The 12,732-nt window shown below is 67.8% G+C and carries 11 protein-coding genes; all 11 read right to left on the reverse strand.

Features of this window, described 5'->3' with window-relative positions; translation table 11 throughout:
• Nucleotides 1-90: 90 nt before the first annotated feature.
• Complete coding sequence (locus AC5P8D_RS07315; protein ID WP_433897300.1) at nucleotides 91-1,695, reverse strand: sulfite reductase subunit alpha; 1,605 nt, start codon at nucleotides 1,693-1,695, stop codon at nucleotides 91-93.
• Nucleotides 1,692-2,663: an FAD:protein FMN transferase gene (locus tag AC5P8D_RS07320; protein WP_241885410.1), complete on the reverse strand. Its 972-nt coding sequence runs from the start codon at nucleotides 2,661-2,663 to the stop codon at nucleotides 1,692-1,694. Before AC5P8D_RS07320 ends, AC5P8D_RS07315 begins: the two co-directional genes overlap by 4 nt.
• Before the next feature lie 54 nt (nucleotides 2,664-2,717).
• Nucleotides 2,718-3,521 carry a DUF4198 domain-containing protein gene (locus tag AC5P8D_RS07325; protein ID WP_010483590.1) on the reverse strand — a complete coding sequence of 268 codons (804 nt, stop codon included), beginning with the start codon at nucleotides 3,519-3,521 and terminating at the stop codon, nucleotides 2,718-2,720.
• Nucleotides 3,522-3,594: 73 nt separating this feature from the next.
• Entirely contained in the window at nucleotides 3,595-4,113 is a 519-nt protein-coding gene (locus AC5P8D_RS07330) for a DUF2271 domain-containing protein (RefSeq protein WP_004147429.1), read from the reverse strand.
• A gap of 26 nt (nucleotides 4,114-4,139) precedes the next feature.
• The gene (locus tag AC5P8D_RS07335) at nucleotides 4,140-4,778 is read right to left on the reverse strand and encodes a PepSY-associated TM helix domain-containing protein (RefSeq protein WP_224329088.1); all 639 of its coding nucleotides are present in this window, start codon (nucleotides 4,776-4,778) and stop codon (nucleotides 4,140-4,142) included.
• A gap of 279 nt (nucleotides 4,779-5,057) precedes the next feature.
• Complete coding sequence (locus AC5P8D_RS07340) at nucleotides 5,058-7,478, reverse strand: TonB-dependent receptor domain-containing protein (RefSeq protein WP_241885412.1); 2,421 nt, start codon at nucleotides 7,476-7,478, stop codon at nucleotides 5,058-5,060.
• Nucleotides 7,479-7,624: 146 nt separating this feature from the next.
• The gene (locus AC5P8D_RS07345; RefSeq protein WP_049413405.1) at nucleotides 7,625-8,035 is read right to left on the reverse strand and encodes a hypothetical protein; all 411 of its coding nucleotides are present in this window, start codon (nucleotides 8,033-8,035) and stop codon (nucleotides 7,625-7,627) included.
• Between the two features lie 163 nt (nucleotides 8,036-8,198).
• Nucleotides 8,199-8,876 carry a Fe2+-dependent dioxygenase gene (locus AC5P8D_RS07350; protein ID WP_019336499.1) on the reverse strand — a complete coding sequence of 226 codons (678 nt, stop codon included), beginning with the start codon at nucleotides 8,874-8,876 and terminating at the stop codon, nucleotides 8,199-8,201.
• Nucleotides 8,877-8,886: 10 nt separating this feature from the next.
• On the reverse strand, nucleotides 8,887-9,606 hold the full coding sequence (locus AC5P8D_RS07355; protein WP_495203212.1) for a tetratricopeptide repeat protein: 720 nt from the start codon (nucleotides 9,604-9,606) through the stop codon (nucleotides 8,887-8,889).
• Between the two features lie 68 nt (nucleotides 9,607-9,674).
• On the reverse strand, nucleotides 9,675-11,981 hold the full coding sequence (locus tag AC5P8D_RS07360) for a TonB-dependent receptor (protein WP_159359873.1): 2,307 nt from the start codon (nucleotides 11,979-11,981) through the stop codon (nucleotides 9,675-9,677).
• 150 nt (nucleotides 11,982-12,131) lie between these two features.
• A complete protein-coding gene (locus AC5P8D_RS07365; RefSeq protein WP_004147497.1) occupies nucleotides 12,132-12,536 on the reverse strand; it encodes a hypothetical protein in 405 nt (134 codons plus the stop codon).
• Between the last annotated feature and the right edge of the window lie 196 nt (nucleotides 12,537-12,732).

Below are 12,732 nucleotides of genomic sequence, written 5' to 3' on the forward strand. Positions count from 1 at the left end.
TGGTGCGAACCAAGGTTCGCACCCACCAGATGGCGGTTCGCAGGCGTCGGTGCGTTCAGTAGATCCACGCCATGCGTGGATGCGGCAACCTCAATACACATCGCGCCGGTAGCGACCGGCCAGCAACAGCGCTTCCTTGCCCGCAACACCCAGCACCTGTTCGATCACCGCATCCACCGCCGGGGCCATGCCCTGCAGGCTGCCGCAGACCAGGATCGTGGCGCCTTCATCCACCCACTGCCGCAGCGTTGCCGCTTCGGCCAGCAGCCGGTCCTGCACATAGCGATGCGCGCCGCCGTCGCGGCTGAACACGGCATCCAACCGTGCCAGTGAGCCGTCGGCCAGCATTGCCTGCAGTTCTTCACCGAAGTGGAAGTCGTGGGCGGCGGTGCGCTCACCGAACAGCAGCCAGGTACGGCGTGCGCCACGCTGGGCACGTTCGTGCAGATGTGCGCGCAGGCCGGCGATGCCGGTGCCGTTGCCGATCAGCAGCAGCGGTACATCGAAGGGGACGCCATGGAAATTGTCGTTGCGGCGCAGGCGCAGCTGCACCGGTTCGCCGATGGCCGCGTGGTCGCACAGCCAGCCGCTGCCGATGCCAGGCGTGCCGTCCGCGCGCAGCTGTCGGCGCAGCAGCAGCTCGACCGCACCGTCGGCCATCACCGAGGCAATCGAGTACTCGCGATGGGGCAGCGGTTGCAGGGTCGCCAGCAATGCGGGCAGATCACCCGGGGGAACCAATGAGGGCAGGTGCGAGCGCGCGACGCGTGCCAGCAACGTCTGCCCGTCATCCAGCACGGTATCCGCATCGAAGCGTTGTGCGTCCAGCCAGGCACGCGCGGTGTGCGGTGCGTGCTGCGGGCCGATCTCGGCGATGTCACCGGCCTGCCACTGCGCATCTGCATCGGCCGGGGGCTGCAGGCGCAACCAATACACGGGGCCGCCGGGGCTGCCCGGGTTCAGATGCTCACGTTGCAGCAGCGTCCACGGCTGGTACTCGGCCGGGCTCCAGTCGGGCAGTTCGCTGGCGCCGCCGCCGAGCTGGCCCAGCAACTGCTGCCAATGGCGCAGCGCGGCCGGATCGGCGTTGTCGACGTCGATCGCATCGAACAGCGGATGCGCACCGTGCTGGCGCAGCCACTGGTCGAGCTGGTGGCCGAATCCGCAGAAGTGGCCGTAACTGCGGTCGCCCAGTGCGAGCACGCCGTACTGCAGGTGCTGCAGCGCAGGCGGTGAGGTCATCACGCCGCGCAGGAACGGCAGCGCATGATCGGGTGGGTCGCCTTCGCCAGTGGTGCTGGCGATGAACAATGCACGCTGGCTGTCGGCCAGCAGCGTGGCGTCGACCTCATGCAGGCCGCGCACACGCACCGGCACGCCGGCACCGCGCAATGCCTCGGCACTGCGTTCGGCCAGTTCGCGGGCAAAACCGGTCTGGCTGGACCAGACCATCAGGATCGGTGCGACGTCGCCACAGGCAGCATCGTCGCGCGGTCGCCCACGCCACCACAGTGCGGCGCAGGCCAGCGCATACAGCGCGGTGGCGATGATCGCAATCTGCGTTCGCCGTGCCGGCGGCGCGCCCTGCCACCAGGCTTCGCCGAGATGCAGTCGCAGCAGCGCCCAGGCGATCAGCGCCAGCAGGAGCAGGGCCAGTGCGTTGCCGAGCCACGCGCGCGATGGACGTGAGCTCATGCGTCCTGCTCGTCGAGCAGGCGCTGGAAGGCGCTGCTGAGAAATTCCCGCGGGCCGGCTGCTGCACGCTGCAGGTAGCGTGCAGCCAGGCCTTCGCGTTCGGCCAGCGCCATGCCCTGTTCGTGGCCGAGCACGGTCAGTGCGGTGGCCCAGGCATCGGCGTGCATGGCGTCGTCGGCGACCACGGTGACCGCTGCGGCGACCTGGCGTACCGGTCTGCCAGAGCGCGGGTCCAGGCTGTGACTGTAAGCCTCGCCATCGGCCTGGTACTGGTGCCAGCGATCACCGGAGGTGGCCACCGCCTTGTCCTCCAGTGCCAGCACCCGCGGTGGTGTTTCGGTGTGCGCGTCTTCTTCCGGTGCGGACTCCACCAGCACGCGCCACGGCTGGCCGTCCGGTTTTCGGCCGTAGCCGGCCAGTTCGCCACCGACCTCGATCAGTGCAGCAGCGATGCCCTGATCGCGCAGCCAGGCGGCCACGTGATCGACGCCGAACCCCTTGGCGATCGCAGAGAGATCCAGTTCCAGTCCTCCCGGTTGCAGCAGCGCATCGCTGCGCCATTGCAGGCGCTGCCAACCGCAGCGCTCGCGCGTGGCCTGCACGGTGGCGGCGTCGGGTTGGCGGCGTTCGCCGGCATGTGCACCGAAACCCCACAGTGCCACCAACGGGCCGACGGTGGGATCGAATGCACCATCGCTGGCGGCGGCGATGGCCTGTGCGCAGGCCACAACGTGGCGGGTCTCGGCCGGCAGCACGCACCATTGGCCCGCGTCGGCGCGGTTGTAGCGGCTCAGGTCCGAGCCGGGCTCCCAGGTGCTCATCTGCGCGACCACCTCGTCCAGCCGCGCCTGGATGCCGGCATGCAGCGGGTGCAGGTCGCGCTGGCGCGGCGCGACCAGCGACACGCTCCAGGTGGTGCCCATGGTGGTGCCACCGAGGCGGGCGATGTCGAGCAGGGGATCGGTCATGGTGGTGTGCTGCAGATGCGATGCCGGGGCTGCCCGGCATCGCGGTCCACGTCATTACTGCGGCAGCACTTCCAGCGTGGCCACGTAGCTCAGGCGGCGCTTGGCGGCCTGCTTCACCGAGGTCTTGTTGTCCTCGGTGCCGGTTTCCAGCCAGTACATGCCAGCTTCCGGCCAGGTCACCTTGATCTCGCCCTTGGCATCGCTGGTGACCTTCAGTTCGTCCTGCGCGTTGCGGTAGCGGGTGGCGCCACGCACGATCTCGAATTCCAGGCCGGTGGCCGGCTTGCCGTCGACCAGCACGCGGAAGGTGGCTTCCTCGCCGGCGAACAGGTCGTTCGGGTGGCCGACGGCGACCAGCTCGATGCCACGGTTGGTGGGCTTCAGCGCGGTGTCGTTCGGCGCACCGTTGGTGACGAAGGTCTCCACGCGGCCGACCGACTGGCTCACTTCCAGCTTCTTCGCATCCTTGGGCAGCTCGCCGAAGGTGGCGACGCTGCCGCGCCAGCGCTTGCGCTCGCCGTTCTGCTCGTAGGTGGCGAACAGGCCGTCATTGACCGACGCGATGCGGTAGGTGCCCGGCTGCTTCAGTTCGATGTCGAACACGCTGCGGTACTTGCCGGTGGAGGCGTTCTGCGGCTGCACGGTGCTGCCGTCCGGCGCGGTGATCACCAGCGATTCCAGGCGCAGCGGCACGTGGTTGAAATAGAACAGGTCGTTGGAGACCGCACCGTCGACAGTGATCCACGGCGCGTTGCCGGCGATCACGGTCTGCGAGGGCAGCAGCCAGGCCTTGTGGGCCAGGGCGGAGAAGGGAAGGGCAGCGGCCAGGGCGGCGGCGAGGACGAGCGTGCGCTTCATGCGGAGGACTCCAGTGGATGCGGGTGATGCGGCAAGGAAGAGGGGGCTACGACTTGATCCCCTCCGTCCCCTCTCAGGGTTTGACGGCGAGGGTGACCTGGCCCAGTTCGGTGGCGCCCTGCGCCTTGCCGTTCTGTGCGGCGGTGGCCGGCCAGGTGAAGGGAATCTTCAGCAGTTCACGGCCGCCGACTTCGCGCACCGCTTCCACCACCAGGGTGTAGTTGCCCGGGGCCAGCTGCTTCAGTGCCGGCTGCTTGTCGTTGAACGACAGCGCGTGCTTGCCGGCCGGGCGGGTCGGGCCGGTCACGCCGTCCACCGGCACCTGCAGGGTGCGGCCGCTCTTGCGCCACCACTGGCGCAGGTCGGGCAGCCACTTGGTGCCATGGCCTTCGCTGTTGCTGGTCTGCTGGTACCAGACCGACAGGTTGGCCGCGACCTTCTGGTCGGCGCCTTCCAGCCACACCGCCACGTACGGGCGGTGGTACTCGGCGACGTTGAGCTTGGGCACTTCGACGTTGATGTCGAGCGTGGTGGCATAGGCCGGCGAAGTGGCCAGCAGGCCGCTGAGGGCGATGGTCAGGGTGACGCGCATGGGGCGGCTCCAGGAACGAAGGAAAGTCAGTGGATCAGCAGCAGGGCGATCAGCAGCGGGATCATCAGGCCGAGGCCGACCAGCGGCCAGGTCATGCGCCGCTGCCGCGCATGCAGGTGCAGCAGGAACAGGCCGGTGATGCAGAACACCAGGCAGGCCACGGCGAACAGGTCCAGGAACCAGCCCCACGCCGGGCCGGCATTGCGGCCCTTGTGCAGGTCGTTGAGGTAGGACACCGCGCCGCGCGAGGTTGATTCGTATTCCACTGCGCCGGTCTCGCGATCGATGCTCAGCCAGGCATCGCCACCGGGGCGCGGCAGCGACAGGTAGATCTCTTCGGCCGACCATTCGGCCGGGCGGCCGCCAATGGCGATGCCCAGCTGCGTATCCAGCCATTGCCGCGCCGGGCGCGGGATCGGCGCGTTGCCGTCTTCGCGGGTGCCCAGTTGGCCCAGCAGTTCGGCCGGCAGCTCCAGATGCTGGTTCTGCACCTCGGGCTTGGCCTCGATCTTCGCGGCATGGTTGAGGGTCAGGCCGGTCACCGCGAACAGCAGCATGCCGATCAGGCACACCGCCGAGCTGATCCAGTGCCACTGGTGCAGCGTCCGCAGCCAGAAGCCACGGTTCTGTTGCTGCTGCACGGTGGAAGAGGCAGGACGGCTCACGGCACGGTTCGGGGCGGACGGGGACTGCCCATTACATCATTGATGAGAATAGCTCGCAATTGCGTGTCGTTCTGTATCCCGGAGGGGGTGTTACCGGCTGCCGGCCGGCGGCAGGCACTACCGCTACCGCGGGTCGGTAGATCCACGCCATGCGTGGATGAAGCGGTGCCGACCAAGGTTGGCACCCACCAGAGCAGGGCGGTGCCGACCCAGGTCGGCCCTCACCAGATCAGGGCGGTGCCAACCAAGGTTGGCACCCACCAAGGCGGTGCGCGGCGATCAGAACTTCGCGTTGAGCGAGATCCAGTAGCTGCGGCGCTGGTCCTTGGTCGCATAGTCGTCCACGCAGTTGAATTCGCTCTGGCTGATCAACAGGCACGACTGCGAGACGAAATCCTTGTCGAGCAGGTTGTTGACCCGTGCGTTCACCGTCAGCCAGGGCGTGGCCTTCCAGCTGCCACCGAGATGGAAGATCGTGTAGTCCTCGTAGTAGCGGGTGTGGCTGGCGCCGCTGGCATCCAGCAGCGTGTCGCGGTAGCGGTCGTAGCGGCCCTCACCGATCAGCGACAGGCTGACCGCTTCATTGATCTGCCAGTTGAGGCTGGCGTTGGCCATGTGTTTTGCCGGCATGGTGCCGCTGATCGGCAGCCCCTTCTGTGCGCCACTGGTCTGCTCACTCTTCGTCCAGGTGTAGTTGCCGCGCAGCTGCAGGGTGTCGAGCAGGTCGACATGACCGGCCAGCTCGGCACCGCGGGTCTCGGCCTTGTCGATGTTCACGCTCTGGGTGAAGGTGCTGTAGCCCAGTGCTGCCCAGCCTGGGCCGATGCCCACGCAGTAGCCGCTGCCGGCGCGGGCCACTTCGCAGTTGGGGAAGGTGCCGCCGCTGGCGATCTTGTCCTCGAATTTGTTGAAGAAGCCGGTCACGTTGAAGCCCCAGCGCTGGCCCTCGTAGTAGGCGGCCAACTCGTAGTTGGTGCTGGTTTCAGGCTTCAGGTTCGGCGAACCCACCAGCGGCAGCACGCCCTGGCCACCGAAGCCGGTGATGCCCGGGAACAGCTGGTCCGGACGCGGGGTCTTGTAGCCGGTGCTGACGCCGCCCTTGAAGGTCCACGCGTCGCTGGCGTTCCACACCAGGTAGCCGCGCGGGCTGACGTGGCTGCCGAACACGTTGTGGTCGTCGTAGCGCAGGCCGAAGGTGGCGGTGAGGGTATTGGTCAGCGCCCAGTTGTCCTCGGCGAACAGGGCCCACATGCGGTGCTTCTGCTTGGTGTTGCTGCGGTAACCGGCGCCATCCATGCCGAACACGCCATCGATCATGTCGGTGTCGTTGTACTGGCCGCCGACGGTCAGCTTGTGCGCGCCGAAGTCGAGGTCGAGCATCGTGTCGAGCACGTAGCCTTCCAGTTCCATCGTGCGCAGCGGGCGCGGCAGGAACGCCTGCAGGCGCGCCATCTCGCTGGGATTGAGTGCGGTCAGCGCATTGCCGCGGCCGGCCGCACAGTTGTTGGCGGCACCGGTGCGGCGGCAGACGTCATTCCACAGCGTCTGCAGGTTGGCGCGCTCGTCCAGGGTCAGCGGCAGCGAGCGGCCGAGGTTGCTGCTCTTGCTGTGGGTCAGCGAGGTCTGCCAGGTGCCGAAGCTGTAACGGCCCTGGTGGGTCAGCGACAACTGATCGCGCTCGTAGCGCTGGTAGGCGGTGTAGCCGACGCGCGGCTGCACCACGCGGCGGGTGACGGTGCCGCTGCCGTTCGGGTTGGGGATGACCGCGTTGCCGACGCGCCAGAGGCTGGCCAGGCTGTCCAGCGTGCCGGTCTGTCCTTCGCTGTTGTCGTACTTCTGCCGCGACACGTCGTAGTCCAGCCACAGTTCGTGATCATCGTTGACGCGGAAGTCCAGTCGTACGCCGGTGTTCCAGTTGGTGTTGGCCACCGACTTGCCACCGCCGCCGAAGCCGATGCTGCGCTCCCACAGGCTGCCGTCGGGCAGGGTCAGTGCATCCCACTCCGGATTGGAGGCCTTGGCGTCGTAGTAGCTGCCGCGCACCGCCAGGCTGAGGCGGTCCTTCAGCAGCGGGCCGCTGAGGTACAGGTCGGTGGTGCGTGCATCACCGAACTGGTCATCCTGCTGCACGGTGAAGCCCTGGGTCACGGCGCCGTGCCAGCTGTCCTGGTTGCGTCGGGTGATGATGTTGATGACGCCGCCCATCGCATCCGAGCCGTACAGCGTGGACATCGGGCCGCGCACCACTTCGATGCGTTCGATCGCGTCCAGCGGCGGCAGGTAGGCGAACTGGCCGCCACCGAAGTTGTTCGGGTACAGCTGGCCGACATTGCTCTGGCGGCGGCCGTCGATCAGCACCAGCGTGTACTCGGACGGCAGGCCGCGCATGGAGATGGTGGCACGACCGTTCTTGTCGCTGGCTTCCAGGCCGACATCGATGCCTTCGACGTCGCGCAGCGCGTCGACCAGGTTGGTGTAGGGGCGCTTGCTCAGTTCTTCGCGACTGACCACGCTGATGCTGGCCGGTGCATCGACCACCTTCTGCTCGAAGCCGGAGGCGGTGACCACCACCTTGTCCAGCGTCTGCGGCGCGCCGGAAGCGTCACCGTGGGCGAGGGCAGGGGCGGTCATGGCCGCCAGCACGGCGCTGGTCAGCAGGGTACGGGACAGGGATGAACGGACACGATGGCGCTGGGCCATGGCAGTAACCTCGAAGGATGCAGGGTGGTGCAATGCCAGGCGCGAGTGGCGCGGCATGCACGGGGAGGCCCGGTCAGGGGCGGCAGGGAGGAAGCAGGCAGCGGCGTGCTGACGCGACCGCGCAGGCGGTCACGCGGGGCCGTGGATCAGGCGAGCGGCGGCGCCTGGCCGCGTTGCTGGCGGCGCCCGGGCGCGTCGGCCCAGGGCGTGTCCGGAGCGGCCAGCGGCCAATCCGGGCGCACACCGGGCATGGCCGGCGTGGCGGGTACGAGTTCACGTTCGGTACGCAGCCACTGGCTGGCCAGCAGCAGCGGCGGGTGTGCCTTCTCGGCTGATTTCACCGGCGCGGCAGCACAGCGACGCAGCTTGGCCGGGGCTTCTTCCTGCAGCGGGGCTTCGCCGCCACGCTCTTCCAGCGGCGGCTGCACTGCCTGCGCGGCGTTGCCGGCGTGGGCCTCTGGGAGCAGCGGCAGAGTACCCATCAGCAGTACCAGCATCGCCACCCACGCCAGCAGGCTGGCCAGCGCAGGACGCTGGCCGCGCATGGCGGTGCCCATCTTGCGATGGATGAGTGGGCGAGGGCGAAGCGGGCGCAGCAAGCAGGGGTCCCCAGGGGTCTGCCGGCAGCGGCCGGCATCAACGGGGCGTGATTGTAATGAGAGCTGTTAGCTGTTGCAAATGAGAATGATTGCCAAAACGTCTCAAGCTGGCCATTGGGGCTCAGACCTCGCTCCAGCGCCGCAGCAGGTTGTGGTACACGCCGGTCAGCTGCAGCACCGCCTCGGCGTCGCCGCCGGTCTGCCGCAGGCGCTCGATCGAGCCGTCCATTTCCCACAGCAGGCGGCGCTGCACATCGTCGCGGACCATGCTCTGCACCCAGAAGAACGAGGCCACGCGCGCACCTCGGGTCACCGGCCGCACCTGGTGCAGGCTGCTGGACGGGTAGACGATCAGGTCGCCCGCCGGCAGCTTCACTTCATGCTCGCCGTAGGTGTCGCTGATGATCAGTTCGCCGCCCTCGTACTCGTCCGGCGCCGAGAGGAACAGGGTGCAGGAGATGTCCGAACGCAGCTGTTCGCCGTTGGCCAGGTTCATCACCGCGCCGTCGACGTGGAAACCATAGGTGCCGCCGCCGCTGTAGCGGTTGAAGCGCGGTGGCAGGTACTTCAGTGGCAGCGCGGCGCTGAAGAACAGCGGATGCCGGGCCAGCGCGACGAGGATGATCTCGCCCAGTTCGCGGCGCAGCGGTGAGGCCTCGGGCAGCTGCTGGTTGTGCTTGGCCTGCGCGCCCAGATGGCCGACGGTCTCGCGGCCATCGGTCCAGTCGGCGGCATCCAGCCGGCGGCGGAAGTCGGCCACCTGGTCGGCGCTGAGAATGTCGGGGATGTGCAGCAGCATGCGGGACTCCTCAGAGGGACGGCGGTGCGACCAGGGCGCGCACCTGTGGATGCGGCGATGCGGCCAGTTCCGGCACGAGGTGCGCCATGAACGCCGGGCTGCCGTGGGCCAGTGCAAGCCGCAGCCAGTGCACGGCCTGCTCGACCTGGCCGGCCTGCAGCAGGATCGAGGCGTAGTTGGCCTGGCCGCGGAAATCACCGGCCTCGGCCGCGCGCTGGTACCAGTCCAGCGCCGCCTGCGGATCGCGCTCGATCTCCAGTCCGTCTTCGAGGTGGCGGGCCAGCAGGTTCATCGATTTGGCGTGGCCCAGGTGCGCGGCGCGCGTGTACAGCGCCAGCGCCTGCGCGCGGTCCAGCGGCACGCCGCGGCCGGTGGCCAGCAGGTTGGCCAGGTTGTAGAGACCCCAGTCCAGGCCGGTATCGGCGGCGCGCCGGTACCAGACGGCTGCCAGCGTCGGGTCGGCGACGGTGCCCTGGCCCAGTTCGTGGCAGCGGCCCAGCATGTTCATCGCCATCGGCGCGCCGTTGTTGGCGGCGGTTTCGTACCAGAGCAGTGCCGCCGAGGCGTCCTGCGCGGTGCCTTTGCCTTCCATGTGCATCTGCGCGAGCAGCAGTTGTGCCTCGACCTGCCCGGCCTGCGCAGCGTCGCGCACGCGTGCGAACGCGGCTGCCGGGTCGTGCTGCAGCAGTTCGGCCAGGGCGTCGCTGTCGATGGGGGTAAGGGTCGCCATGGGGTGAGTATCGCCGGAAACAAAAACGGCGGCAGGAGAGCCTGCCGCCGTGGTGGAGCGAAGTTACATCAGAACTTCACGTTCAGTGCCAGGGTGGCCGAGCGACCCGGGGCGATGCTCGCGTAGTGCGAGGCATAGGCCTTGGTGAAGTAGGTCTTGTCGGTCAGGTTCTGCACGTTGAGCTGCAGGCTGATGTTGTCCTGGATCGCGTAGCTGGCCATCGCGTCGAAGCGGGTGTAGCTGGCAATCCACTTGGTGTTGGCCACATCACCGTACTGCTTGTCCGAGTAGAACGCACCAGCGCCGATGGTCAGGCCGATCGGGAAGCGGTAGGTGGTCCACAGGTTGGCGCTGTGCTTGGCGGTGTTCGGGAACACGTTGCCGTTGTTCGGCGACGGCACGTAGACGTTGGACGGGCAGGTGCGGCCCACCGGTGCGCCACAGACAAAGCCATTGTCCTTCAGCTCGGAATCGAGGTAGGTGTAGCCGCCGTACAGGCTCCAGGCGTCGGTCAACTGGCCGTTGAAGCCCAGCTCGAAACCGTTGATCTCTTTCTTGCCGGCGTTCTGGCTGGTGCCGTTGTCGACGGTCACGCGCGCGTTGTTCATCACGGTGTGGAAGATCGCAGCAGTCAGGTTCAGGCGGTTGTCCAGCAGGTCCCACTTGGTGCCCAGTTCGAGGTTCTTCGTGTCCTGCGGCTTGAGGTCGGCAACGGCCGCGCTCAGGCCGTCCGAACCGTCACCACCGTCCATGCCCGGCGGAGTCGAGGAGGTGCCCCAGGACAGGTAGATGCTGCCGTTGGTGGCCGGCTTGAACACGACGCCGGCCTGGTAGTTCAGGAAGTCGTTGCTGTTGCGTACGCGGGTCGGTGCCTTGCCGGCCACCGGAGTGGTCAGGGTGGTACGGAAGTCGTCGTAGCGCAGGCCGAGGTTGATCATCCACTGCTCATTGAGCTCGATGGTGTCGAACACGTAGGCCGAGGTGGTCTTGGTGCGCTGCTCGACGTCCAGCGCCTTGTCGCTGCGATAGACGATCTGACCGGCCGCCCACGGATCGTTCGGGTTCGGATTGTTGAAGTCGGTGCAGTTGTAGCCGGTGGCCGCGCCGGACACCTGGCAGCGAGTGCTGTTGGCGCTGTTTTCAAGGGGATTGGCGGTGCCCGGCGACATCAGGTAGCTGCCACGGGTCATCTTCTCGTCGCTGTACTCCACGCCCGCGCTGTAGCTGTGCTTGAGCGCGCCGGTCTGGAAGGCGCCGGTCAGGCCCAGCTGGTCCGCGAAGCTCTTGACGTCGACGGCGCGGCTGTTGGTGCGGCGCCACAGGGTGCCGTAGTTGTTCGGGTTGCCCTTGCTGTCGTCGGGCTGGGTCCACAGGTAGTCGTTGCTGGTGTTGCCCAGGCGCGCGATGTTGCGCAGCTTGTGGCCGCCGAAATCGTAGCTGGCGTCCAGGGTGCTGATATCGGCGCGGGTACGCTGGAAATCACGGTCGACCAGGCCGTAGTAGTTGTTGCGGTCCGGCACCATCGGGCGGCCGTCGCCGTTCTTGGCCACGTTCGGGCCGCTGGTGAACGGGTTGTTGTACGGGAAACCACCCGCGTCCGGCAGGTCATCGCTCTGCATGTGGTAGTGGCTGGCGATCAGCTGCGCCGGGCCGTTCAGGCCGAACGCGATCGACGGCGCGATGCCCCAGCGGCTGACGTTGGCGGCGTCGCGGCCGGCGATGTCCGATTCGTGCTTCATCAGGTTCAGGCGGGCGGCGATGCCATCGCCCAGCACGTAGTTGGCGTCCACGGTGCCGCGTGCGTAGCTGTCGGTACCGATGCCCATGCTGGCGCTGGTCTCGTTCTTCAGCTTCGGCGTCTTGCTCACCAGGTTCAGGCTGCCACCACCGGAGTCACGGCCGCCGTAGGCCGAGCTCGGGCCCTTGACCACTTCCACCTGCTCCAGGTCGAAGATCTCGCGGGTCTGCGAGCCGACGTCGCGCAGGCCGTCGACGAAGACGTTGCTCTGCGAATCGAAGCCACGGATGAAGGGGCGGTCACCGGTCGGGTTGCCGCCTTCGCCGGCACCGAAGGTGATACCCGGGACCATGCGCAGCGCATCCTGCAGGTTGGTCGCACCGGTTTCGGCGATCAGCTTTTCCGACACGATCGACACCGACTTCGGGGTGTCCAGCAGCTCGGCGGTGAACTTCGGCGAGGACGGATTGAACCAGCTGCCGCGCACCTGCACCTTGTCCAGGTCGGTGGCGTTGCGGGAGCTGGCATCGGCGCTGTCGGCGGCCTGTGCGGCCAGCGGTGCGAAGCCGGCGGCCAGGGTGGCGGTAGCGAGCAGGGAAACGCGCGGGGCGTGCTTGCGGGACGTGATGTGGGTCATGGTCTGGGTGGCGGTGGCTTGGATCAGAAAAGGGCACGGGCCGAAGCGCAGGCAGCGCGACGGCATGTAGAAGGCGATATCTGTAGAGCCGAGCCGACGCTCGGCTGGCAGGAAACGTAAACAGGCGCACGGCAAAAGCCGCAGGGCGCCTCAGCTGGCGTGCGGTGCGGGCGGTGCGTGGCCGGGGTTCAACCGCAGTGCGGGATCGTGCAGCTGCCAGCGCAGGGCGTTGGAGCGCCACAGCGGAACATGCGCGACCAGGACGGCGCGCGGGGGAGCCAGTCCGGTACAGGGCGTGGTGCCCTCGCCATCCAGCGGCGGCTCCGGTGCTGGCGCGGCATGGTGCGGGCACTCGTCCGCCGGCGGGGCCGGCATCGGCATGACCTGCTGCAGATCTTCAGCCTGTGCCTGCCAGCCGTGGGCAGCAGGGCCGTTGTCGCGTCCTTCGTGCAGTGCCGACCAGCCCAGCAGCAGCGTCAGCAGCACGGCCACAAGCAGCGGCCACCCTTGACGGGCAAGCTGGCACAGCGTGGCGGTGGGCGCGGGCGAAGCCATGGCGCGGAGGCGGAGTCGTTACGAAGATGTTACGTAGAATAACATCAACGATAATGATTCGCATGTGCGGGGCGTGGCGGCCTCCCGAGGCGGCCACGGGGCGCCCTGGAAGGGGCCTCATGGCCTTCCGGTAGATCCACCCCATGGGTTGATGCTCTCTGGCGGGGCGCCCCGTGGATGATCTCTCCGGGCGGAG

The organism is Stenotrophomonas sp. YJH_SMC_101-4 (genome assembly GCF_059370395.1).

Bases quoted from the DNA above. Each gene is read 5' to 3' on its own strand.
- AC5P8D_RS07315 (WP_433897300.1), bottom strand. From the start codon at position 1,695: ATGAGCTCACGTCCATCGCGCGCGTGGCTCGGCAACGCACTGGCCCTG.
- AC5P8D_RS07350 (WP_019336499.1), bottom strand. From the start codon at position 8,876: ATGCTGCTGCACATCCCCGACATTCTCAGCGCCGACCAGGTGGCCGAC.
- AC5P8D_RS07365 (WP_004147497.1), bottom strand. From the start codon at position 12,536: ATGGCTTCGCCCGCGCCCACCGCCACGCTGTGCCAGCTTGCCCGTCAA.
- AC5P8D_RS07345 (WP_049413405.1), bottom strand. From the start codon at position 8,035: ATGGGCACCGCCATGCGCGGCCAGCGTCCTGCGCTGGCCAGCCTGCTG.
- AC5P8D_RS07330 (WP_004147429.1), bottom strand. From the start codon at position 4,113: ATGCGCGTCACCCTGACCATCGCCCTCAGCGGCCTGCTGGCCACTTCG.
- AC5P8D_RS07320 (WP_241885410.1), bottom strand. From the start codon at position 2,663: ATGACCGATCCCCTGCTCGACATCGCCCGCCTCGGTGGCACCACCATG.
- AC5P8D_RS07340 (WP_241885412.1), bottom strand. From the start codon at position 7,478: ATGGCCCAGCGCCATCGTGTCCGTTCATCCCTGTCCCGTACCCTGCTG.
- AC5P8D_RS07355 (WP_495203212.1), bottom strand. From the start codon at position 9,606: ATGGCGACCCTTACCCCCATCGACAGCGACGCCCTGGCCGAACTGCTG.
- AC5P8D_RS07360 (WP_159359873.1), bottom strand. From the start codon at position 11,981: ATGACCCACATCACGTCCCGCAAGCACGCCCCGCGCGTTTCCCTGCTC.
- AC5P8D_RS07325 (WP_010483590.1), bottom strand. From the start codon at position 3,521: ATGAAGCGCACGCTCGTCCTCGCCGCCGCCCTGGCCGCTGCCCTTCCC.